Origin of the sequence: Mesorhizobium sp. WSM2240 (assembly GCF_040438645.1) — a bacterium.
GTDB lineage: Bacteria > Pseudomonadota > Alphaproteobacteria > Rhizobiales > Rhizobiaceae > Allomesorhizobium.
In genome coordinates this window covers 1,976,861-2,000,574 of the sequence record NZ_CP159253.1, presented here as the reverse complement: position 1 = coordinate 2,000,574, position 23,714 = coordinate 1,976,861, and the positions used below count along the sequence as shown (strand labels likewise).

The window sequence follows — 23,714 nt, the reverse complement described above, 5'->3', positions numbered from 1 at the left end:
GGCGATCATCCATCCATCCTCAACCGCAAACTGGAGCCAAGACAATGATCAGGATCATCCTATGCACCGCCGCCCTGGCAGTCAGCCTCGCGTCCGGCGCGCTAGCCGCCGGCAAAGTCACTCTGGTCTATGACCAACCGCTTCCGAACGTGCCCGGCAAGAGCATGAGAGGCGTGCTCGTCGAATATGAGCCAGGCGGCACGTCGCCCGCGCATCTCCATCCCAAATCCGCCTTCATCTACGCCACGGTCCTTGAAGGGGCGATTAAGAGCCAGGTCAATGATGGCCCGGTGGTCACCTATCGCGCTGGCGAAAGCTGGTCCGAGTTTCCTGGCGATCGTCACAGTGTTAGCGAGAATGCCAGCGCAACCGAACCCGCCCGGCTGCTGGCCGTCTTCGTCGTCGACACTAACGAGACGGAACTGGTGCTGCCCTACGACGAATGATGCTGGGATTTCATCGCCCTGTTTGAACGAAAGAGCGCCGCCCGCCGAAGAGTTCGGCGGCACGGCCACCCAACCAAGGACGGCCGCAATGCCTATCGACAAACTGCATGCTTTGACGTCGTCACGTCTTGCCGTGATCGATTTCAATGCAACCGTACAAGCGGCCGCTCTTTCGCTTTCCAGGCCCGGCATCGGCCTCGTTGTGGTGTGCAATGTCGGCGGAGGTGCGGAAGGCGTGCTTAGCAAATCCGACCTCGTCCGCCATCTCACCAGCCCGACTTCGTCGGCGCCACCGGTATCGGCCCTGATGAGCAGATCCATCGTCTCGTGCAGTCCGCAGGACGACGTCCATGACGTATGGCAGATCATGGCAGCGCGAAGTCTGCAGAACATTCCCGTGATCGATGTCGGCGCCAGGCCCCGCGGCATACTGGACATACGCGACGCGATGAAAGTCCTGTTCGAGCAAGAAGAAATGCAGGAGCGGATGCTGTTCAACTACGTCTCCGGCGTCGGTTACCGCTAGCTCATTCCTCTGCAGTGACGGCACGACGCCTAGAAGAATGTCCCCGTCAAAAGGATCCCAATTATGAAATTATACTACAGCCCTTTTGCCTGCAGCCTGGCTGATCATATCGCCTTGCTCGAGACGGGAGTGCCCTTCGAACGGGAGGGCGTCAATCTCAAGACGAAACGGACAGCTTCGGGAGCCGACTTCAACGACGTAACGCCTAAGGGCTACGTTCCGGCACTGGTGCTGGACAGCGGAGAGATTCTTACCGAGAACATCGCCATTCTCGATTGGCTTGCCATGGAATATCCAGCTCTTGCCGTTCCGGGGAGCCTGGGTCGCACGCGGGTTCTGGAAGCGCTGGCTTTCATCTCGACTGAGGTGCACCGCAGCTTCAAGCCGATGTGGCATGGGGGAACCGAAGCCCAGAAGGCACAAGCAAGAGCGACCATTTCCAGACTGCTGGACAATCTGGCCGACGGCATTGTGACCGACTACCTGTTTGGTGCAGCGCCCAGTGTGGCGGATTTTTATCTGTTTGTGATGCTGTTGTGGGCCGAGCGTTTTGATGTGCGCATCCCCGAATCTTTCGTTGCGCTCCGCCACCGCATGGCGAGCCGTCCGGCAGTGCAAGCCGCCATGCGGCAAGAGGGCCTGATCTCGTTGATCGACAATGAACGAGTGTCCTCCATTCGTGAGGAGCGAAATCATGTCCATGCTGGATGATAAGGTCGTCATCGTCACCGGCGGAAGCTCCGGCATCGGCCGCGCGGCAGCGCTGACCTTTGCGAGGCAAGGCGCGAAGGTCGTCATAACGGGACGCCGCTCGGCGATGCTGGACGAAGTGGTCGCGGAGCACCCGAACATAAGGGGCCTCGTCGCCGACGTTGCGGCACCTGAGGACGCGGCGCGGACAATTGCGAAAGCAGTCGACACATGGGGCCGCCTGGACGTGCTGGTCAACAATGCCGGCGCAGGCGCTCTCTTGTCTCTCAAAGATGCTACCGCCGAGTTGATCACGAACATCTTCGCCGTGAATGTCGTTGGTCCCAGCCTGCTGGCAGCGGCCGCCCTTCCGCATCTGGCGGCGACGAAGGGAACGATAATCAATATATCGAGCACGTTCGGCCACAAGCCCGGGGCTGGTCTCTCGCATTACGCCGCCAGCAAGGCAGCGCTGGAGCACCTGACCCGCTGCTGGGCGCTGGAGCTCGCGCCTCAGGGCGTGCGCGTTAACGCCGTCGCTGCCGGCCCGACCGAATCGGGCGCGCTGACACGCATGATGGGACTCTCGCCGGAGCATGCTGCGGTTATCGAGGAAGCGGAGCGCGAGCAAATACCGCTCAAACGGCGCGGCACTCCGGACGACGTTGCCAGATGGATTGTCCATCTGGCCGATCCGGCGTCCGAGTGGGTAACCGGGCAGGTGATCGCCGTCGACGGAGGTCTGGGCCTCACATGACCGCCCGCCCAGATCTTCGATGATGTAGCGGATCGCCAGGCAATGACGCGCTGGCGCCAAGCCACCTTCTGCGACCAAAACCGATGGCACATCAATGCCCTTGGGACGCAGTCGGCTGACTTCCCGTGGCCTTCACCCAGGAAAATTCGATTAATTCTTTCCAGTACATAATACTCGTAAGATAATCATCATTCCAATTTTTGTGAATCCAACCTATTCTTAGGTATTGCCGGCTCTATCTCTCAATGTGATCGGCCAAATTTGCTTCACATACTACCATATCATTTATTTAGTCTCGGCTGAGCAAGCCAGAGACATGCAAAATCACGGAGGCTATCATAACGAATAGACTCACTCTGATCTCGATATCTCTGGGAATCGTAGCCGGCCTGTTATTGACTGCCCCATCCATTATCTCGGGTAGAACGTTAGCGGCGCCTCCCGCTCAAACGATCGACATCTCGCATATCCAACGAAATGCTTCCAAGAAGGCGTTACCGTCCTTTGATGATGATTATCAAAGATATATCGGTATTCTTGACGTCCTCAGACCGTATCCCGAGCCGTAGTGATCGAAGCGCTGTGGCGCTTCCGTCTTGAGGATGTCATCCACAAACTTGGCACAGGACCAACATGCGGAACATAACATCACCCACGAATCGAGACGAGGTCGCCGCGGGGCTTGCTGTCGGCTTCAAGCCACGGCCTTGGTCGCGCCGGCCTCGCGCATCGGCGCAGGCAGCGTTTCCCATGTCCGGATCAGCTCGCCGATGGAGGCGGCCTCCATTTTGCGCATGACATTGCCGCGATGCAGCTTCACCGTCACTTCACTGATGCCAAGGTCGAACGCGATCTGCTTGTTGAGGCGCCCGCGCGCTACTTGATGCAGGACCTCGCGCTCGCGCGGCGTCAGCGTCTCGAGGCGTTCGACATTACGCTTCACGACCACGGCCTCCACCCGCCGCGCGGCATCGATGGCAATGCCCGCAATCACGGCGTCAAGCAGCGTCTGGTCGCGGACCGGCTTGGTGAGAAAATCGACGGCGCCGGCCTTCATCGCCTGAACGGTCATGGGAATGTCGCCATGCCCGGTCAGGAAGATGATCGGTTTTGGATTGCCGTTCCCGGCGAGTTGACGCTGCAGGTCGAGGCCGCTCGCGCCTGGCATGCGAACATCCAGGATCAGGCATCCGGGCTTGTCCAGTAAGTCGGCGTCGAGCAATTCACGCGTGGATGCAAAGCTCGCGGGCTGGAAGCCGGCCGACAGGATCAATTCCGACAACGCCTCCCGGACGGATGCGTCGTCGTCAACGATGATGACAAGCGGCTGTTCCGCCTCGCGGGTCTCTTGCGAGTACCGTGGTGCCGATCTCCGCACGAGCGGCTGGTCATTTCTCATGCTCACCCTCCAGTTTCTCGGTTGCGTAAGGCATCGCTGACGGCCGCCAGCAGGATCTTTGCATCGAAAGGCTTCCGAAAGCATCTGTTGACACCTTGGGCGCGATGCTGATCGGCTATTTCGTGGCGGCCGGTGATCAGGAACACCGGCAGCTCCGGGCGCGCGTTCTTCACCACGTCGCGAAGTTCAAAACCGTCCATGCTAGGCATCCCAATGTCAGTGATGAGAACGTCTATGCCCGACAGCCCGCTGGCGAGCAGCGATCCCGCCGACGAGAAGCTGCGGGCTACATAGCCCGCGGACTCCAGAAGATCCTCGAGTGACTCGAGCAGCCTTGGATCGTCATCGACAACCGCCACGACTGGTCTTACCTTGCTCACGCCCGGTTCCCCCCTCGACGCGAGTGGGTGATGGGTATTTCCAATCGCTCCGCGATACGCACGAGATCGGCGAGCGACGCCGCCATCATTTTCTGCATCACGTTCCTTCTATGAATTTCCAGTGTGACCTCGCTGATCCTCAGTTCGGCGGCGGCCTGCTTATTGAGCAGACCGCTCACAACCAGCGGCAGCACCTCGCGTTCGCGCGGCGTGAGCTCGAGATAGCGTTGCCTCAGCACGCCGAGTTCAGCGCGCTCCGATCTCTTTTCCCGATCTTGGGCGATCGCCGTGTGGATCGCGACCATGAGATCCGCATCGCTGAAAGGCTTGGTCAGGAAGTCCACGGCGCCGTGCTTGATCGCACGCACCGAGGACGGGATGTCGCCGTGCCCTGTTACGAAGACGATCGGCGGATGATTGCCCTCTGCGATCTGCCTCTGCAGATCGAGACCGTTGATATCCGGCAACTCGACATCGAGGATGAGGCAGGCAGGAACATCCGGCTTTTCCGCGCTTACATAGTCGCCGGCCGATCCGAACGCGATGGCGCACATGCCGTGTGAGGCAAGTAGCTCGCCGAGCGCCTCCCGAATGCGCGCATCATCATCGACTATGAAGACGATATGGTTATCCATCGTCATGCTGCAGCTTTCACTTCTACCGGCAGCGTGAAGATGAACGTCGCACCGTGCGATTCGTTCTTCTCCGCCCATAGCCGTCCGCCGTGAGACTCGACAATCGAACGGCAGATCGCGAGCCCCATGCCCATCCCGTGCTCTTTCGTCGTGAAGAACGGCTCGAATATCCTCTCGGGAAACTCCACGCCCAGGCCGTGATCGCTGATTTCGGTCTGGACCACATCCCCCATGCGGCGCACCCGCACCGCAAGAACTCTCTCGCCTGCAACCGAGTCCATCGCATCCATTCCATTACGAATGAGATTGACCAGAACCTGCTGGATCTGGATGCGATCGAGCGCGACCAAGGGAAGATCGCTGTCGACGTCGACGTCCATGCGGATGCGCCGCCGCGCCGCCTCCTCGACGATGAGATTACGTGCTTCGGCAATCACGCTCGAGAGCGCCGTGTCGTTCCTCGGCTCCACAGATTGTCTGAACAATGCACGGATGCGGCTGACGACATCCGCCGCCGAGTTGGCGTCCCGGATGATGCGATCGGCCGTGCCCTTCGCGCGCTCGACATTCGGAGGCTCGGCGGAAAGCCAACGGTGGCAGGCGTGTGAGTTGGCGACGATCGCCGCCAGTGGCTGGTTCACCTCGTGCGCGATAGAAGCCGAAAGTTCCGCAAGGCTCGCCGCCTGGCTCGCCCGTGCAAGCCCCTCTCGCGCCAGACGCAGCTCTTCCTGCGCCCGAATCTCACTTTCAATTTCCAGGCAGATGACGTTCCACTGTACAATTGCACCTTCGGCGTTGCGCATCGGCGCAGCGCGCGTCTCGACCCAGCGATATTCGCCATCGAAGCGCCGCAGACGATGCCTGCGCGCATACGGCTCGCCGGTCGCCAACGAATGGGCATAGTTCTCCTTGACGCCCGCCACGTCGTCAGGATGAACGCCGGCGTCGAGCGTGCCCGCCAGCCGGGACTTTCCCGTGCCGTCCAATTCTTCAAGCTCGTACCCGAGGAATTCGCGAAGCTGCTGGCTGCGATAGACCGGCTCGCCATCCGGCGCGGCGCAATCGATCATGGCCGGCAGCGTTTCGACGAGCTGCCAGAGGAAGCGTTCTCTCTCGCGCAGCGCTTCCTCGACGCGCAACTGATCGTCGATATCATGTGAGAGGCCGTACCACTGGACGATGCGACCGCTCTCATCCCGCAGCGGAACCGCGCTGGCTTCCACCCAGCGGTAGACGCCATCGGCACGCCGCAGGCGATACCGTTTGGAGAAGCGCTCGCCGGTGACAAAGGAATGATTGAACGCCTCCGCAAGGCTGGACGCATCATCGGGATGGACGGCAGCTTCGATGAGGGCCGCCAGCCGACTCAAGCCCGGCTTGTCGGCATCTGCTATGTCCAGGCCGAGAAAATTTATCAGGCGCTTGTTGAAGAAGGTCGGCTCTCCCTCCGGAGAGAGCCGCCAGAGCAGACTCGGAACCATATCCACAAGCTGAGAGAGCTCCCGCTCCCGGTCGCGCAGCGCTTCCTGTGCGCGCACCAGGTTATCGATGTCGAAGTTCACGCCATTCCACCGCACAATCGCACCGTCAGCGTTGCGCATTGCGGTGGCATGCGTCTGAACCCATCGATACACGCCGTCGAACCGCCGCTGGCGATGCCTGACCATGTACGGCTCCCCGGTGGCCAGGCTCTGGGCGAACAGCGTTCCCACGACCTCCAGATCGTCCGGGTGGATCGTCGCAGCGAGTATGCTGGAGAGCCGCGTGCTATCGGGCTCATCCCTTGCATCCATGTTGAAGCCGTAGAACTCACGCAACTGCTTGCTGAAGTAGAACGGCTCGCCATCCGGCGTCGTGCACCAGATGCGTGCGGGAAGCGTTTCAACGAGCTCGCGCAGCGAGCGCTCGCTTTCGCGCAATGCCTGCTGTGCACGCACCTCTTCGTCGATGTCGAGAGTGACTGCGTACCATTGCACAATCGCTCCATCCTGATCGCGCATCGGCTCCGCACGGCACTCCGTCCAGCGATACACGCCGTCCGCGCGACGCAGGCGGTGCTTATTGGAGAAGGGTTCGCCGGTGACGAGGCAGTGGTTGAACTGTTCCGTCAAGCTGGCTGCATCATCGGGATGGACGGCGGTCTCGATGGCGGCCGCCAGTCGGCTCATGCCCGGCTTTTCGCGATCGGCCAGATCGAAGCCGAAAAAGTCTTTCGCGCGCTTGTTGAAAAAGGTCGGCTGGCCATCGGGCGAATGCCGCGCGATTTGGATCGGAACCATGTCCACGAGTTGCGAGAGCTCCCGCTCCCGATCGCGCAACGCCGCCACGGTTTTCTTGTAAACGTCGATGTCAAGCGCGATGCCAAACCATCCCGTGATACGACCTTGGCTGTCGCGCGTTGGTCGTGCGGCGGTTCGAGCCCAGACATACATGCCGGTCGCACGCCGAAAGCGAAACTCGACATTGAAATGATCGCCGGTCTCCAGGCAGTGTCGCCATGCGGCGGCGATCTGGTCATAGTCGTCCGGATGAAGCAGCCGCTTCCAGGCGGTATGACCCTCCTTCAAAGAAGCATTTAAATCCTCCGGCGTCACCCCGAGGGAATTCTGGGCAAACGGATGCAGGTAGATCCATCTACCGGCCGCATCGAATGCCCATCCGTTGCCGAATATGCTCTCGATGGCCTTCGCCGACCGGATTGGTTCGGCTTCGTTTTCACCCAATGGATCTAACCCTGTCGTAGTTAGCGGCTCCCTGTCTGTCACCAGATCATCGATGTCGACACTTACACTGTACCCCGGCTCCGATCGGGTCTCGGTCCAACGATAGTTACCGTCGGCCTGGAGCTGCCGATGTCTCGTGACTTGGGGAACGCCCGTCCAGAAGGCGCGGGCGGCCGCATGAGCCGCCGCAGTCCGGTCATCCGGATGAATAAGGCTCAGCGAATGCGGTGCGTCGGGCGCAGCTTTTTCCTCGAGCGCAGCACTGGCGACGGAGGGAAAATCGCCGTCAATAATTGTGCCGTACCATGCAAGGACACGACCTTGGCTGTCACGCAATGGCTGTCCCGAGCTTCGACTCCAACCGTAAGCACCGCTCGCGCGTAATAGGCGGTGTTCGACATTGTAATGCTCACCTGTTTGCAGGCAGCGACGCCATGTGGCGACGGCGCCGTCATAATCGTCTGGATGGATTATCCGCCTCCAACCGGAAGGACCCTCTTCCGAAGGCGAATTGAATTCCTCCAGCGTCATGCCAAGGAGCGACAACGCCGCCGGAGTCACATAGGTGAATTTACCGGCGGCGTCGGTCGCCCATGCGTTACCAACCACGCTTTCGATGACCCGAGCCGCTCGCAACGCTTCGGAGTCGATTTCGCCAAGCGAGTTGAATGCTGTCGTCATTGGCCTCTCCTGCCAAACAAAGAAAGCCTGGGGATTGTCAGCGCTTCGGATAGCACTTGTGCTCGATTCTGGCTGGCTGGCGAAATCACGCCCCACCCTACTCCCGCCAGAACCCAGCCGCACCTCATGGAAATCCATGAGACGGTGGCGAGCCGAAGCGTACCTACCTAGCCTTCGGGATGATGCTTTCTAGACCACCCGGGCGGAGACATGGCCCTCTCGCATGATGGCTTGGTTCCGCCGCGCCCGGCATGATTTTTAGGCGACAAACCTAAACCGCCTTCAAGGAGTCATACATGAACATCGCTACCAAAACGCCTGCCGGTGCCGGAGCGCAGAAAATCGCGGGACCTCGCATCAACTACGCCGAGCAGTCGCCGGAGCTGCTCAAGAAATTCACCGAGCTTCTTGCCGCCACCCGGGAAAGCTCGATCGAAGAGCCGATCCGGGATCTCGTCGCCATTCGCGCTGCGCAGCTCAACGGCTGCACTTTCTGCCTCGACATGCACGTCAAGCAGGCCAAAATCCACGGCGAGCGGGAACTGCGCCTCTATCATCTGGCGGTGTGGAGAGACTCCACTCTGTTCGCTCCGCGTGAGCGTGCTGCATTGGCCTGGACGGAAGTTCTGACCAAGCTGCCAGAGCAAGGCGTTCCGGACGATATCTATGACCGCGTCCGCACCCAGCTGTCGGAGAAGGAAATCTCCGATCTGTCCTTCGTCGTCATGGTGGTCAACTCCTGGAACCGTCTGAACGTCGGCTTCAAGACCGAGCCTGGATCGGCAGACGGCAAGTTCGGCCTGGACAAAGCAGCACTCAAGTAACCGGTTCATCTGAGGCGGCACAGATCCCTGTGCCGCCTCAGCCTTTCGGTGAAGTGGTCGACGACAATATGCTGGCGGCTGGAACCGCAGCCGCAAAGCTCGCCGTGCCGTCAGCGATGCCATGCGTTCATAACGGTCTCGCGCACCAACACCATTCTCACGATCCGAAGCGAGCGGAATCTCGCGCATTTTGGCGACCACCTAGGCGCCATCTGTTTCGGCATCTCGAAAGGCACGATGCGAAAGCCGAGTTATTCAGGTCGCATTTCGGTGGCGTCAATGGCGTCACCTGCGGCAGCATCTGCGTCGGGCCAGGGCATCCACGGCATGGACAGAACAGCGGAGCCGCGGCCAGCGAATCCCAAGATATGTCAGACCGGCGACCGTGCGTCGTCCAGCACTCGCTTTGTCGAGTGCTTAAGGCGCCTTCCGCATGCGAAAGCGGTCATTGGTGAAACGGCTATTCAATGGCGTATTTGGGTCAGGTCACGACGATCCCCACGCCGACCTGAATGTCCGCTCCTGAAGATTTGCAGCCTGAAGCTGCCGGTTCGCTGACGGCCCATGGCAGCCGAAGAAGAAATGACATGTATCTTCACAGTTTGATCAGCAGCGCAGGAAAGACAGGCATGGAATGCTGGCACGAATTCATGGATCCGAATTCCACAAAAAGGAACTGACCGTTGTGGCTGCCGCAATGCAACTGGGAGGATTTCGAGCGCGTTAAAGCCTGTCCGACGAATGCGCTCAGCACGTCAAGATATTCGCTGGTGGAGCCTGAGCGGGGGCCGTGCACCAGTCAGTTGCCGTCAAATAGCGTCGGGTATTCCCTGGCGAAGTCTTCCAGTTCCCCAATCACCGAATCGAGATGGGCCGACATTGCGTTTCGGGCAGCAAGGGCATCGCCGGCGGCGATCGCCGCGACGATTGCGGCATGTTCCCTGCAGGTCAGGGCAATCCGCCTCGGCGTGATCAGCAACCGGCGGGCGCGGTCGAGCGACAATCGCGCGCCCTCCGCCACCGCCCGTACGCGCGGAAAGCCGACCACTGAGACAAACAGGTCGTGCAATTCCAGGTCGAGCCGGTGGAAGCGCGCACGATCGTCCGCAGCGATCGCTGCTTTCTGCTGGCGCATGTTGAGCCGCAATGCTGAAAGCAGCTCTTTCGAGCGGTGTTGCGCGTGGTGCGCAACGGCCTCCCCTTCCAGGGCGCGGCGGAGGAACATATTCTCGCGCGCATCGGCAAGGCGTATGCACGCAACGATCGATCCGCTTTGCGGGCGGATGTCCACCAGACCCTCCGCCTTGAGGCGGTTCAACGCCTCGGCGACGGGGCAACGCGACACACCGAATCGGCGCGTCAGCTCGGCCTTGTCCAGTTTGGCCCCGGGTTCAAATTCCAGGTTGACGATGGCACGGCGTAGCCCGTCGACGACCCGAGCTGTAGCCCCGGAGGGCCGCGTCATGCGCACTACAGGGGAGCCCACCTTCAGATCCGTTTCTTCAGTTGCGCCCATACTGGCATGTTAGTAGGTTGATTGCCGCGTGCCAATGGCGGCCTTGGCCCGGGCCGAAGTGGAGGGGTTCGGGCAATTTACCCAAATCCGCAATTAGGCCGCAAACCGGCAGTCGATCACGCCAACAGCGACGACGACGCCAAAGGGAGGAAGTAATGAACAAAGTTGTGCATCGGGCAATTCTGGCCACGGGGTTCATCCTCGCGGCAACCGCATCTCAAGCCGATACCTCGGACAAGCGGATCGCGCTTTCCAACAACTATGCCGGCAATTCATGGCGCCAGGCCATGCTGAAGAGCTGGGACAAGGTCACCAAACAGGCAGTCGCCGACAAGGTCGTCGCTGCGGCTGACGCCTTCACCACGGCCGAGAACCAGGTAACCGAGCAGGCGGCGCAGATTCAGAACATGATCCTCCAGGGTTATGATGCGATCGTCATCAACGCGGCCTCGCCGGACGCGCTCAACGGCGCCGTGAAGGAGGCATGCGACGCCGGCATAACGGTCGTGTCCTTCGATGGCATCGTCACTGAGCCCTGCGCATGGCGCATTGCCGTCGACTTCAAGCAGATGGGCAAGGATGAGGTCCTCTACCTTAAGGAGAAGATGCCAGAAGGCGGCAATCTGCTGGAGATCCGCGGCCTCGCCGGCGTCTTCGTCGACGACGAGATTTCGAAGGGTATCCACGAGGGCGTGGCGGAGAACCCGCAGTTTAAGATCGTCGGCTCGGTGCATGGCGACTGGGCGCAGGATGTCGCGCAGAAGGCCGTTGCCGGCATCCTGCCTTCGTTGCCCGAGATCAAGGCGGTCGTGACGCAGGGCGGCGACGGCTACGGTGCGGCGCAGGCCTTCAAAGCCGCCAAACGGCCGACACCGCTCATCATCATGGGCAACCGCCAGGATGAACTCGCCTGGTGGAAGGAACAGAAGGACGCTAACGGCTACGAGACCATGTCGGTGTCGATCGCTCCCGGCGTCTCGACACTGGCGTTCTGGGTTGCCCAGCAGATCCTGGACGGCAAGAACGTACCCAAGGACCTGACCGTGCCATTCCTGCGCATCGACCAGGCGAATCTCGAGGAGAACCTCGCCAATACGGAAGCGGGCGGCGTGGCCAACACCGAATATTCGCTTGAGGACGCGCAGAAGGTCATCGGCGGCATGTAATATTGGACCGGGCGGGCGGCCACTCGACAGGCGGCCCGCCGACGCGGATGCAGAACGACCATAACGTCCTCATTCATCTGGATGGCGTCGAAAAGAGTTTCGGCGCCGTTCGCGCGCTTGCGCGGGTCAGCCTCGCGATGCCGGCCGGCGTGTGCCTCGGCCTTGTCGGGCACAACGGCGCCGGCAAGTCAACGCTGATGAACATCCTCGCCGGCACGCTCTCGGCGTCGGCCGGCCGCATTCTGATTTCGGGCGACGATGTTTCCGAGCGCTATGGAGTCACCGCCGCGAACCGCTTGGGCATACGCTGTGTCTTCCAGGAGCTGTCGCTCTGCCCGAACCTGTCGGTCGCCGAGAACGCTCGAATCATGCATCCGCCGCTGAAGGGGATCGGCTGGCGCCGCCGCGCCGCAACGCTGATCGGCGGCATGCTCGACTCAATTTTTCCCGGCCATGACATCGACCCGTCACAGCTCGTAGGCGACCTGTCCATCGCGAGGCGGCAGATGGTCGAGATCGCCCGCGCCTTCTCGGCAACCGACACGCCGGTCCGGCTGGTTATCCTTGACGAGCCGACCTCGTCGCTGGACGGCGTGCTGGCCGGCCAGTTGCTCGCCTTTGTGCGAAACTTCGTCACCAGCGGCGGCGCAGTGATCCTCATCTCGCACCTTCTCAACGAAATCCTGACTACCGCCGACCGCATCGTGGTCATGCGCGACGGCGGCGTTGTCGCAGACCGGGTGGCGCGCGACTTCACACGGGCCACGCTCGTCGAGAGCATGGGCAGCGTGGCACAGGAACAGGCTCCGCGCGAGCAGCGCTCGGCAACCGCCGCCGTTGAACTCAAGGTCTCGGCGGTACCCGAGGCGCAGGGCGACTCAACCACGCTGGTGGCCAATCGCGGCGAGGTGATCGGCCTAGCCGGTCTCGGCGGTCATGGCCAGGCCGATATGTTGGTCCGCATCTTCCAAGGTCAACGCAAGGCGCAGGCCGGCGTCACAGTGTCCGGCAGCACGGCAATGGTTGCCGGCGACCGGCAGACCGACGGCTTGTTTCCGCTCTGGTCGATTTGCGGCAACGCCACCATCAGTTCTCTGACGCGTCTGACCAAAGGGTGGCTAATCGATCCGCGCGCGGAAGCGCGCATGGGCGAGGAGTGGAAGCAGAAGATCGGCATCCGTACGCCGGACATTGCCAATCCGATCCTCTCCCTGTCCGGCGGCAATCAGCAGAAGGTGCTGTTCGCCCGCGCCCTCGGTTCTGACGCCGACATCATTCTCATGGACGATCCTATGCGCGGTGTCGACATCGGCACGAAGCAGGAAGTTTACGGCATGCTGAGGCAGGAAGCGGCGGCGGGGCGCACGTTCCTCTGGTACACGACCGAGATGGACGAGTTGAAGCATTGCGACCGGGTTTATGTGTTCCGCAACGGGCGCATCGTCGCCGAGCTTTCCGGCGACTCCATCATTGAGGAACGGGTGCTGCATTCCTCTTTCGAGGCTGCCGCCTGATGCCAGTTTCATTCCTGGCCCGCAACGCCCGCATCCTGCTGCCAATGCTGTCCTTCGTCGCCATCCTGCTGGCGGTATTCTGGCTGCAGCCACGCGCCATGAGCTATGTCGGCCTTAACCTACTGCTCAATCTCGCGCTGCCGATCGCCTTTGCGACCATCGCCCAGATGTTCGTCATCACAGTAAACGATCTTGACCTGTCGCTCGGCGCCTATGTTGGGTTCGTCGCCTGCGTCGCCGCCACATGGCTCAACGAGCAGCCGCTGCTCGGGATGGCGGCGCTGGCAGGCGGCATTCTGATCTATGCCGCGGTCGGCGCGTTGATCCATCTCAGGAACCTGCCATCCATCGTCGTGACGCTTGGCATGTCCTTCGTCTGGCTCGGCCTGGCGATCCTCGTGCTGCCGACGCCCGGCGGCAAGGCACCGGACTGGCTGCGAGCGCTGATGACCTGGAAGACGCCGCTGGTGCCGTTCACGATCTACGCCCTGCTCTCTCTCGCGGTGGTCGTGCACTTCTGGCTGATGCGCTCCGCCCTGGGCGCGGTGCTGCGCGGTGTGGGCGGCAATCCACGCTCGGTCGAGCGTGCCGGCTGGTCGCTGCTGAAGGCCAAGATGATCATGTTTGCGCTGGCCGGGCTGTTCGGCATGTGCTCAGGCCTGTCGCTGGTCGGGCTCACTACTTCCGGCGACGCCAACATCGCCTTGCGTTACACGCTGCTCTCCATCGCCGGTGTTATCCTCGGCGGCGGCGAATTCACCGGCGGCCGCATCTCGCCGGTCGGCGCGGTCATCGGCGCCATGACGTTGACGCTTGCCGGCTCCTTCCTGTCCTTCCTGCGGCTCAATCCCGACTGGCAGATCGGCGCGCAGGGCGCCATCCTCATCCTGGTACTGGCGCTGCGCGTGATCATCAACCGGGCGGAGGCGCGTGGCACATGACGGCACTGCGCCTACTGCTTAGGAAACCGTGGATCGGCGCCTATGCCGGGGCGCTGGCGATTTGGCTCGCCACCATCGCCTTCACCGAGGGGCTCGGCGGCGGCGGCGTGCTGACCGCTGCGCTGTCCTTCGCCACTTTCTCGGTGCTGGTAGCCATCGGGCAGATGTATGTCATCACGCTCGGTCCGGGCAACGTCGACCTCTCCATTCCCGCCACCATGACACTCGCCGGAGCGGTCTCAATGAAGATCATGGACGGCAGCAACGCGATGATCGTGCCGGGGCTGGCGATCGCGCTCGGCTGCGGCGCCGGCGTCGGCGTCTTTAACTACGGGCTGATCCGGTTGCTTCGCATACCGCCAATCATCGCCACGCTGTCGTCCAGCTTCCTGTTTCTGTCCGCCGCCATCTCATACAGCCGGGGCCTGCGCATCAAGCCGCCACCACTGCTCGCCGACTTCACCACGTGGATCCTGTGGGGCATCCCGATCCTTGCCGTGGCGGGCATGCTCATCACGTTCGTGATGAGCGTGATCCTGCACCGTACGGTGTTCGGGCGGACCGTAACGGCGATCGGCCAGAACGCGCGCGCCGCGCGGCTTGCGGGCCTGCCAGTCGACCGCGTGCGCTTCGCCACCTATGTCATGTGCGGCATGTTCGCCGGCCTGACGGGCTATGTGGTTTCAGGTTTCTCCGGCGGCGCCGCGCTCAACATGGGCGCGGAGTACCTGCTCGCCTCGATTGCCGTCGTGGTGATCGGCGGGACCTCGGTGGCGGGTGGCTTCGCCAATCTGCCGGGCCTGTGGGGCGCAGCCATGCTGCTGTTCCTGCTCGTCACCATGCTCAACACTTATGGCTTCGGAGCTGGCATCAGGATGGTGCTCACCGGTGTGATCATCATCGCGGTTATCACTATCGCCAGCGGTCGCAAACCCTCGGGCTGACGGCCGCACGCTTGAGGCCGAATCCGTGACCGGTCGCAAGGTCGGCTTTGGGGATCAAATCGCGACCTCGGTCGCATAGGTTGAGCGTCTGCAATCTTCGTTGCGGATCCGAAAGCTGCCGGTCTGCATCCGGCCCCATTGTAGTCATTGCCGAACATGGGTCTGACTGTCTGCTCATGTGTGAAACGGTCGGCGCGCGCCATTACTCCACGATTTTCCAGTACGAGTCTTTGCGGATGACCTTACCGTCACGGAACGTGTAGAAGTCGCACCCTTGGACCTCCTTTGGCGTCCCGTCGGGAGTGGTGCCCGTGAGTGTCCATTTCGAGATTCCCGTGTCGGCAGTCGAATCAAAAAAATGCTCATCCTTGCCGTAGTGGACGTCGGGGAGACCTTCAAAACGCATTGCCAGCGCTTTTCGCACGTTCTCTTTGCCCTCGAAGCGAGCCCCCCAAGGCATGCTTCCCCTCGATCTTCTCCTGGTCGGGATTAGCCATGTTGGAGGAGTAGAACAGCGACATGCCCAGCGCCTCGAAGGAGGAACTCATGGTGTTGGCGGTGTACATGCCGGCGCAGGAGCCGGTTGTCGGACAGGCGTTGCGCTCTATGCCTTCGAAATCCTCCTCGCTCAAGTTTCCCGCCATATAAGCGCCAACGGCCTCGAAAGCCGACACGATGGACAGGCTCTGGCCTTTCCAATGGCCGGGCTTGATGGTGCCCCCATAGACGTAAATGGCTGGAACATTGGCGCGGAGAATCCCGATCATGCCGCCGGGCATGTTCTTGTCGCAGCCCCCAATCACCAGAACGCCATCCATCCACTGTCCTTGCACCGAAATCTCTACACAGTCTGCGATGACCTCACGCGAGACGAGGGAATACTTCATGCCCTCCGTTCCCATGGACATGCCATCCGAGATGGTGGGCGTCCCGAAGATTTGCGGATTGGCCCCGGCCGCCTTGATGGCGTCCACGGCCGCGTTCGCGAGCGGCTGGAGCCCGGCATTGCATGGCGTGATCGTGGAGTGCCCATTGGCGATGCCGATCATCGGCTTGTCGAAATCGGCTTTCTCATAACCCAGTGCGTAATACATCGCCCGGTTCGGCGAACGGGCGATGCCTCGGGTGATGTGCTGTGAGCGTTCGTTGTGGGCCATAACCGCCTCCTTAAATCCGGATCGACGGTAGCGTACTGGCGCGGGGTCAGGTTGTGAAATTTACTTTACCCTGCCTGCGCTTCGCAACGGCGAGGCCGATCTGGCCGGTTCCGCCGAGAATGAATGCGGTGAGCATAGCCCAATGGTTTGATATCGCGGCATTGCCGTCCATCGAGCTTGTTCGCTAGCGAGTATCCGACCACGGTTCTGCGCCGGTCAAAGCAGGCGATTGTCTCCGTCAGGAGTGATGCCCAGCCGCCAGTTTGAAGAGGCTCTCGAGCGTTCCCCGGTCGCAAGCCGAATTGTCGATTCTGATCGCTGCCCCGTTTTGTCTGCGAAACCACTCCTCATACAGCGCCACCTGGCGCTGGAGGTTGTCTGCGATGAACTGAGGGTGTCCGACGTCAATGACGCGAGTGGTAAGCACGTCCAGGCGTGGCGACAGGTAAATTATCAGGTCCGGCTTCGGCAATTCCGCAATGATGTTCTCGGCCAGGAAGCGAAGGCGTGCATAGGCGCTGTATTCCAGAAGGCCGCGCTCGTGGTGCATCCGGCAGAAGACGTCTATGTCCTCGTCTACGCTGCGATCGAACACCACGTTTTTGCGCCCGGCGGCGATCCGCCACTGCGTCGCTCGGGACAGAATGATGGCTTCTTGCAGCGAGGCGCAGTGACGTGCCGGATCACGCCGAAAGGCTTGGAACAGGTCTTGGGGGAGTTCTTCGCGAATGACTCGATAGCCTGTTCCACCCATTAGCCCGGCCACAGTGCTCTTTCCCGAGCCAGTCGGACCCGAAATCCAAACAATCACCAGGCGTTCCTCCGCCCGCTGCGCCGCCGACGGCATTCAATCTCACAGCAATGACTGAACCTTTAGCGGACCTCTTTCAAGCAGGCGAGTCCAGACGCCCTTGGTCGCCACCGGCCCTGGACCCGGCCGTTGTCCCCGGCCCCTTCACCGGCCAGCAGCTGAAAGTTACGATCGGCTCAAAAGTAGCCGCTGCGTTCTTCGGCGGAAGAAGTTGCTCTCAAAATGTTGAACTTCCTGCCCTCGTCGGGCGGCAGTTACGCGCTACAGTTCGGGCAGTCTGAAAAGCAGGAGTTCTGACCATGCGCATTCTCGTCGCTGTTCTCATCGCCCTGTTCGCCATCGCGCCGGCTGCAGCAGGCCCGGGAGACGGCAACGGCTGCGCCAAGAGGACCCAACTTCATACAAGTTGATCGGCAGGCCTCCGATTTTGCGCACCTGCGTTTGCAGCGAAGGTGCGCTGTACCTCTCTTTCGACTCTGAGGGTGGTCGCTGCCGCCGCGGTACTCGGACGCGTGATGGAAGTGTTGAGATTACCTTCTAGTCTAGCGCGTCGCCATCCTGCGGCTTGCGCTTCTTCTTCACTACAGAACCACTTCTCGCCCTTGGATCTCGATATCTTGGTGCGGGCGTAATGTTCCTGCCCCGGCACGTGATAGATTCGTTCGCCCTTTGAGGAGATGTTGCCCTTGATATCGCATCCGACTTCGGCCGAACTCGTCATCAAGGGCACGGCCGAGGGGACTGTCGGTTCAAGCTGGCGGCTCGCCATTCCCACGGCGGCTGGAACTCACCCTGCCAGATGCCAATTCCTTCGAACCTAGCGGCCGACTGCTCCTGGGCGAATGCACCGTGGCTCTATCGGGGCCAGTCCATCGCGTGGCCGCCACGAACCAGCCACCGCTGAACGCTCTCGCCGTCTGTCCGAGAGCAATTGCCGACGAAGCGGCTGTATTGATCCCGCTCGACGAATTCGCATCTTGTCGGTGATGAGGCCGCCAGAAAATCTGCAAGTGCATTCGCCGACTGAGTGCCACAGTGGTAATCCATACCGCGACCGTTTTTGCAGAGCTGTGACGTCTCCGGTGCATCGGTCCTGGTTGGCTCGGATATGATCTAGCAGTCTATCTCTGGAATAAGTTGCTCAATCCCGGCACTCTGAATCTCTGGTGAGGCGCGCGGCGGAGATAGCCTGAGCGATCCACAGGTCGTTGCAGACCTTCATGCCCAATTCACCGATCTTGGGCCATACGAGGCCCATGTGCTCCCCGTCACTGGACAACACCGGCAGGAAACCCTGCGATCGGTGATTGAGGCGCTGCGGTCGAACGTCTATCGCATCCTCGCGCCGGCAGTTTGAGTCTATCTCGCCCAATTTTGGATGTTGGGCGTGGGTGCCGAGAGCGGGACAAGAGAAGTACAAGCCGAACGTCAGCTTTCCTACGTTGTTCTCCGAAAGCAGACTGGCAGCTTCCCACCCCGAAACTGTCATTCCTCAATCTATGTTGGGGACTGCTGCGGTCGTTTCCAACGTAGTGCGACCGCACTGCCCAGGAAGGCCGTAGCAACAGCTTGGTGGCAACTGGCTACTCGTTCACTATCTGCTCGAAGCCGCCCCAGAACATTCGTTTGCCGTCGAACGGCATCTGCATGTTCGCCATGTCCGGGTCTTCGCTCATCTTCTTTGTTGGCTGCGTCTCGCGCGGCTTTGTCGGGATACTCGATCCAGCTAAAAACGGGCGTCTCATCATCCTTTGCCTGGATGGCCTTGTAGAAGTCGGTAAGAACGCCCTTGGGCACGTCGTCGCCCCAGCATTCCACGCATCGCGTGGCTCCGAGCTTCTTGAAATATGCCACAGCCTCCTTGGCATGCTTCACATACTCATCCTTGTTGGCGGTCGGCACGGCGGCAACGAATCCTTCAATATAAGGCATGATGAGTCTCCTTCGTCTTTCGCATTCGTTCCTCTCCGGTTTCCCGGCTCGGTATCTGGCAGAACTGCGCTGCTAACAAGCGTGGACTCCGGCGCGGTCGCTCGGGGTGCGCCAAGCAAACCTAAACGTGCCAGGGATGCAGGTGGCGGACCCTCACTTGTCATCAACGCTCATATCTCGAATTCGCTGGGCTTAGAAGCGGGGCCTGCGGCTTCATCTCCTGCACTCATCGCGTCTCCTCGGGGTCAGTTTCGCAATTATCCCCAAACCTGTGACGACTTTAGCTGCTAACTCCTGCGACGTAACGGGCTTTAGGATTTCCGCTAGGCTTGTACCTTCGACATCGAACTCAAGACGCGACCTGTTGATATTGGGCACGCGGAGTTGCAGGTTGTGGCATTGTGCAACTGAGGGAGGAAGACCTGCCAAATACCAAAAGTGCGCCTGCAAAGCAAACTCTTGCAAACCTTCGGATGGAGAAGAACCCGTCCGTTTGTCTCGTTTATGATGTCTAGGACAGTAGAGGAAAGGCGCTCGCCCCAAAACAAGTTTACGATGAATACCTCACGGAAGAGAGAACCTCATGGCGATGGAGGTCGCTGAGGGAGGCCGTCGGTCCGAAGATTTGCGCCGACGGGGATTCCTGGATCAACATTCTATGGCCATATTCGGTCGTGTTCGGACACCAGAAAACTTTCTTCGATGTGATCCAAGAAAATTATCGGACGACTGACGTCGCCTATCCGGGCGACACATTCGGGCCCGACGTGTCGTGGCGTCACGTTCGGTCACACCGGTTTCTGACGCCAGCAGGTCACTCGTGCGGAAGGGGTCCCCAAAAGGCCATGCTTGCTCCCGTTCGAACGATAAAGAGAAGGGGCGAATGAACCGCCCCGGTCTCATCGTAGCAACAGTGCCTGAGCGCTGGTTTTTCAGGCGCGCTTCAGGACCGGTTCCAGGCCGACGGCGGCGGCTAGTCCGCCGATATCCTTGACCTCGGTATATTCATAGAACGGATTGGCGGGTTCGTGGCCGCGGTTGACCCAGACCTTGCTCTTGATCCCCAGATCATAGGCCGGCATCAGGTCGTAGCGAAAAGAGGAGGAGACGTGGGTGATGTCTTCGGGACCGCAGCCGAGCTTGTCGAGCAAATACTCAAAGCCCTTCATCAGCGGCTTATAGGCGCCAACCTCTTCGGCGGTGATGACGGTGTGAATGGGCGCGCCGAGCTTTTCCACATTCGACATGATCAGGTTTTTCATCGAGTTCGACAGGATCACCAGCGGAATTTCCTTGGCCACCCTGGAGAGCCCTGCCGGAACGTCTGGGTGCGGGCCCCAGGTCGGCACTTCGTCATAGATGTGCTGCGCGTCTTCGGGCTTGAACTGGATACCGATGCGCTTGCAGCTGCGTTCGACGGCATTGTGCACCACCTCGGCGAAAGGCTTCCAGGGCTCCCAGGACCTCGTCCAGGCGATAGCCCCTGAAAGCCTCGACGAAGTTGGCCATCACCTCAGCAGAAAGACGCCCGGCATAGACACGCCGCGCTGCACCAGCCATGTCGAAGTTGGTCAGCGTACCATAGCAGTCGAAGGTGATATATTTTGACCTAAATTTGGTCATGGCGTGCGTTCCTTTCAATTTGACGACCCAGACTGGCCGCTCGGCACGCCATAATTGTGCGAACAGTGGAGCATAACTTTTCGAACGTTCGCCGCTTGAAGTGCATTGTACTGAATTTGGCCGCTCCTTAGGCACAATCTGTCGCCCTGAGGCCGGAAGGGTGGCCAAAGCGTGCCGTCACGATCGACACCCCCGCGCAGGCGAACGATCCGCTCGCACCGCATTCCGGGCTACCCTACTACGGAGTATTGTACAACAATTTATGAGAGCGAACTCGGCGCCGGTCCGCCATCGACGGCATGATGGTGCAAGGCGCACACCTTGATGTCCGCGTCACACGAAAGGACCGCTGGCTCCATCAAAGGCAAATATTCTCTCAACATTTCGTGGTGATGGCACTGGACCCGACATCTGCCGGATTGCAAGCCCAAAATGAGTCGAGGCTTCCCCTGCGCTTCCTGTTAAACCAGAAGCCCATCTTGAATTAGCGCGCGCAGATTGTTGTACAAAACTGGGTACGCGACACGGAAGCCTGCGGCGTTGAGTCCTGTTTCGGCGGCACCTGAACTGAGTGGAAAATGGGCTACTTTCGACAGACCAAGCCAGCCCGCGCGTCGGAGCTTTCCGAAGCCTGCCATCCCGTCGGTGCAGCGGAAGCTGAAGCAATCGCCGAACGTCTCTATGATATTCGCGGCTCGGCCACGCGCTTTGAGACCGAGAAAGACGACACGTTTCTCCTCGACTGCGCGGACCGCGGCAAGTTCGTCCTGAAAATCGCTCATCCCTCCGAGCGGGTGGAGGAACTCGATTTCCAGGTGGCGCTCTTGCGACATCGAGGGACGCGCTCCGGACCTGCCCATTCCCCGTGCCCATCGCGACGTCGACGGCAGTGATTTGCCCATCGTCACGACTAGCGCCGGCGAGCGGCGCGTGGTGCGGCTCATCACCTTTCTCAGTGGCACCCCGCTCGACCGGACGACCTCTACCGGCCGGCAGCGCGAGCGGATCGGCGAGATCCTGGCGAGACTACGCCTCGCCATGGCCGTTTTTTCCCATCCCGCGGACAGTCGAACCTTGGCATGGGATGTCACCCACCTGCTCGATCTCTCCGATCTGCTGGGCTTCATTCCAGCGGGCGGCAAGCGCGCATGGACCATTCGTGCGCTGGAGCGGTTTGCAGAGATCAAGCCGCAGCTCGACCTGTGCCGGCGGCAGGTGCTTCACAACGATTTCAATACGTCCAACCTTGTCGTTGATCACACTTGCTCGGAGTTCCTGACCGGCGTCATCGACTTCGGCGATGCGGTTCGTACTGCCATCGCCGTCGATGTCTCCACGGCGTTGATGAACCAGATGCCCAAAACCTTCGACCGTGGGAAGCGGCGTGACCTGTTCGACGAACCCCGCGACGTTCTGCGCGGCTATCTCCGCCACGCTGATCTGACGGACGAGGAGCTCCGGCTCATCCCCTTCCTGGCACAGGGCCGACTTGCGGTTCGCGCGCTGCTGACTTGCTGGCGCGCCGAACTTTTCCCTGAGAACAGCCGCTACATCCTGCGCAACACCGAAGCGGGTTGAGCTCACCTCGAGTGGTTCAATTCGTTGTCGGTCGCACAAATATCAGACCTTCTGACACGAGAGGAACCGTAATGTCCAAGCAAGCGACCACCCTGCCCAAGGGCTTCCGTGGCGATATGGCGAATGGCTTCAACCCTCAGGACGCGGCTCATCTCCCAAGTGAAGCCGCCGCGCATGTGGCCAGGCGGCAAAGGCTGCTTGGCCCCGCCTATCGGCTTTTCTACAAGACGCCGGTGGAGATTTCCCGCGCCAGGGGCGTTTTCCTCTATGACAAGCATGGCAACGAATATCTCGACGCCTACAACAATGTTGTATCGCTGGGTCACGCTCATCCACACGTCGTCGAGGCTGTTCAGAAACAGCTCGAAATCCTCTGCACCCACACGCGTTACATGCAGGAATCCCTGCTGGACTATGCCGAAGCCCTGATCAATACCTTGGGTGGCGAACTCGGCCGGACCGGATGCGCGATGTTCACCTGCACCGGCTCCGAAGCCAATGATCTCGCCTTGCGCATCGCCCGCTATCACACACGCAGGACCGGCGTCATCGTCACGGCCGAAGCCTATCACGGCAATAGCGGCGCGGTGGCGGCAATCTCGCCGTCGCTCGGCAAGAAATCGGCGCTAGATCCCTATGTTCGAACGGTCGCCGCCCCGGATTCATACCGCTTGCCCGTCGCGGAAATCGGCCGGCGGATGGCGGAGGATGTTGCGCGACAGATTGCCGATCTCGAAAGGCATGGCCACGGCCTGGCCGCGTTCATCGCCGACTCCGTCTTCTCTTCCGACGGTCTCTATGTCGAGCCCACGGACGTGCTGGCGCCGGTGGCGGAAGTCGTACGCAAGGCCGGCGGCCTGTTCATCGCCGACGAAGTACAATCCGGTTTCGGGCGGACCGGCACCCACCTTTGGGGGCACGCCCGTCACAAGGTCGATCCGGATATCGTCACCCTTGGAAAACCCATGGGCAACGGCTATCCGGTTGCGGGTCTGGTGGTGCGACCAGAGCTTGTAGCCGAGTTCGGGGCCAGCATGCGCTATTTCAACACGTTCGGCGGCAATTCCGTCGCTATCGCCGCCGCGCAGGCCGTGCTCGATACGATCTTCGAAGAGAATCTGATGGACAACGCGACCAGGGTCGGCGGTGAAGTCCTCGACGGCCTCCGCAACCTGCAGAACAAATACGAATTCGTCGGCGATGTGCGTGGGGCGGGCCTCTATTTTGCCGTCGAACTCGTCAAGGACCGCGACCGAAAGGTTCCGGACATGGATCGTGCGCTTGCGGCCGTCAATGCTCTGCGCGACCAGCACATTCTCATCTCCGCGACCGGAGCAGATGCGCATATTCTCAAGATCAGGCCGCCTCTTGTCTTCACATCAGCGAATGCGGGACGTCTGCTCGAAGGTGTCGACAATGCGCTGCGGGCGGTGCAGACCTAAGAGCGGATGCAATAGGATCCTTTGCCGGC

The 23,714-nt window shown here is 60.7% G+C and carries 17 protein-coding genes and 4 pseudogenes; 11 read left to right on the top strand and 10 right to left on the bottom strand.

Features of this window, described 5'->3' with window-relative positions; genetic code table 11:
- The first annotated feature begins 44 nt into the window (after positions 1-44).
- The 4 genes from ABVK50_RS09560 to ABVK50_RS09545 all read left to right on the top strand — a co-directional run bounded on the left by ABVK50_RS09560 (position 45) and on the right by ABVK50_RS09545 (position 2,419).
- Positions 45-446: a cupin domain-containing protein gene (locus tag ABVK50_RS09560; protein ID WP_353641784.1), complete on the top strand. Its 402-nt coding sequence runs from the start codon at positions 45-47 to the stop codon at positions 444-446.
- Between the two features lie 88 nt (positions 447-534).
- On the top strand, positions 535-972 hold the full coding sequence (locus ABVK50_RS09555) for a CBS domain-containing protein (RefSeq protein ID WP_353641785.1): 438 nt from the start codon (positions 535-537) through the stop codon (positions 970-972).
- 63 nt (positions 973-1,035) lie between these two features.
- Positions 1,036-1,683, top strand: coding sequence for a glutathione S-transferase C-terminal domain-containing protein (locus ABVK50_RS09550; RefSeq protein ID WP_353641786.1), 648 nt, complete (start codon positions 1,036-1,038; stop codon positions 1,681-1,683).
- On the top strand, positions 1,667-2,419 hold the full coding sequence (locus ABVK50_RS09545) for an SDR family oxidoreductase (RefSeq protein WP_353641787.1): 753 nt from the start codon (positions 1,667-1,669) through the stop codon (positions 2,417-2,419). The genes ABVK50_RS09550 and ABVK50_RS09545 overlap by 17 nt, the downstream gene beginning before the upstream one ends.
- 694 nt (positions 2,420-3,113) lie before the next feature.
- Here the strand turns inward: ABVK50_RS09545 and ABVK50_RS09540 are convergent.
- Genes ABVK50_RS09540 through ABVK50_RS09525 form a run of 4 tightly spaced genes read right to left on the bottom strand, consistent with a single transcriptional unit; the run spans position 3,114 to position 8,237 of the window.
- Positions 3,114-3,818 (bottom strand): response regulator transcription factor, encoded by a 705-nt coding sequence (locus ABVK50_RS09540; protein ID WP_353641788.1) that lies wholly within the window; start codon positions 3,816-3,818, stop codon positions 3,114-3,116.
- A gap of 2 nt (positions 3,819-3,820) precedes the next feature.
- On the bottom strand, positions 3,821-4,198 hold the full coding sequence (locus tag ABVK50_RS09535; RefSeq protein ID WP_353641789.1) for a response regulator: 378 nt from the start codon (positions 4,196-4,198) through the stop codon (positions 3,821-3,823).
- Complete coding sequence (locus tag ABVK50_RS09530; protein ID WP_353641790.1) at positions 4,195-4,839, bottom strand: response regulator; 645 nt, start codon at positions 4,837-4,839, stop codon at positions 4,195-4,197. The genes ABVK50_RS09535 and ABVK50_RS09530 overlap by 4 nt, the downstream gene beginning before the upstream one ends.
- Positions 4,836-8,237: a PAS domain-containing protein gene (locus ABVK50_RS09525; protein ID WP_353641791.1), complete on the bottom strand. Its 3,402-nt coding sequence runs from the start codon at positions 8,235-8,237 to the stop codon at positions 4,836-4,838. Before ABVK50_RS09525 ends, ABVK50_RS09530 begins: the two co-directional genes overlap by 4 nt.
- A gap of 296 nt (positions 8,238-8,533) precedes the next feature.
- Here ABVK50_RS09525 and ABVK50_RS09520 point away from each other — a divergent pair, with 296 nt between their 5' ends.
- The gene (locus tag ABVK50_RS09520) at positions 8,534-9,061 is read left to right on the top strand and encodes a carboxymuconolactone decarboxylase family protein (protein ID WP_353641792.1); all 528 of its coding nucleotides are present in this window, start codon (positions 8,534-8,536) and stop codon (positions 9,059-9,061) included.
- A gap of 799 nt (positions 9,062-9,860) precedes the next feature.
- Here the strand turns inward: ABVK50_RS09520 and ABVK50_RS09515 are convergent.
- The gene (locus tag ABVK50_RS09515) at positions 9,861-10,577 is read right to left on the bottom strand and encodes a GntR family transcriptional regulator (protein ID WP_353641793.1); all 717 of its coding nucleotides are present in this window, start codon (positions 10,575-10,577) and stop codon (positions 9,861-9,863) included.
- 155 nt (positions 10,578-10,732) lie between these two features.
- Between ABVK50_RS09515 and ABVK50_RS09510 the strand changes: the two genes are divergently transcribed.
- Genes ABVK50_RS09510 through ABVK50_RS09495 form a run of 4 tightly spaced genes read left to right on the top strand, consistent with a single transcriptional unit; the run spans position 10,733 to position 15,142 of the window.
- Positions 10,733-11,743: an ABC transporter substrate-binding protein gene (locus ABVK50_RS09510; RefSeq protein WP_353641794.1), complete on the top strand. Its 1,011-nt coding sequence runs from the start codon at positions 10,733-10,735 to the stop codon at positions 11,741-11,743.
- A 47-nt stretch (positions 11,744-11,790) separates the two neighbouring features.
- On the top strand, positions 11,791-13,257 hold the full coding sequence (locus ABVK50_RS09505; RefSeq protein ID WP_353641795.1) for a sugar ABC transporter ATP-binding protein: 1,467 nt from the start codon (positions 11,791-11,793) through the stop codon (positions 13,255-13,257).
- Entirely contained in the window at positions 13,257-14,198 is a 942-nt protein-coding gene (locus ABVK50_RS09500; RefSeq protein ID WP_353641796.1) for an ABC transporter permease, read from the top strand. The genes ABVK50_RS09505 and ABVK50_RS09500 overlap by 1 nt, the downstream gene beginning before the upstream one ends.
- Positions 14,195-15,142 (top strand): ABC transporter permease, encoded by a 948-nt coding sequence (locus ABVK50_RS09495; protein WP_353641797.1) that lies wholly within the window; start codon positions 14,195-14,197, stop codon positions 15,140-15,142. The genes ABVK50_RS09500 and ABVK50_RS09495 overlap by 4 nt, the downstream gene beginning before the upstream one ends.
- 202 nt (positions 15,143-15,344) lie before the next feature.
- On the opposite strand, the gene ABVK50_RS09490 is transcribed toward ABVK50_RS09495, so the two are convergent.
- The 5 genes and pseudogenes from ABVK50_RS09490 to ABVK50_RS09470 all read right to left on the bottom strand — a co-directional run bounded on the left by ABVK50_RS09490 (position 15,345) and on the right by ABVK50_RS09470 (position 20,665).
- The gene (locus ABVK50_RS09490; protein WP_353647044.1) at positions 15,345-15,548 is read right to left on the bottom strand and encodes a nuclear transport factor 2 family protein; all 204 of its coding nucleotides are present in this window, start codon (positions 15,546-15,548) and stop codon (positions 15,345-15,347) included.
- A gap of 61 nt (positions 15,549-15,609) precedes the next feature.
- Positions 15,610-16,299, bottom strand: a pseudogene (locus ABVK50_RS09485) (dihydroxy-acid dehydratase); the annotation flags it as partial.
- A gap of 238 nt (positions 16,300-16,537) precedes the next feature.
- Positions 16,538-17,146 (bottom strand): deoxynucleoside kinase, encoded by a 609-nt coding sequence (locus ABVK50_RS09480; RefSeq protein WP_353641799.1) that lies wholly within the window; start codon positions 17,144-17,146, stop codon positions 16,538-16,540.
- A gap of 1,547 nt (positions 17,147-18,693) precedes the next feature.
- Positions 18,694-19,042 (bottom strand): annotated as a pseudogene (locus ABVK50_RS09475) (DUF1428 domain-containing protein).
- 932 nt (positions 19,043-19,974) lie between these two features.
- Positions 19,975-20,665, bottom strand: a pseudogene (locus tag ABVK50_RS09470) (haloacid dehalogenase type II).
- Between the two features lie 578 nt (positions 20,666-21,243).
- Between ABVK50_RS09470 and ABVK50_RS09465 the strand changes: the two are divergent.
- Positions 21,244-22,315 (top strand): annotated as a pseudogene (locus ABVK50_RS09465) (phosphotransferase).
- Positions 22,315-23,685, top strand: coding sequence for an aspartate aminotransferase family protein (locus ABVK50_RS09460; protein WP_353641800.1), 1,371 nt, complete (start codon positions 22,315-22,317; stop codon positions 23,683-23,685). The pseudogene ABVK50_RS09465 and the gene ABVK50_RS09460 overlap by 1 nt, the downstream one beginning before the upstream one ends.
- Positions 23,686-23,714 lie beyond the last annotated feature (29 nt).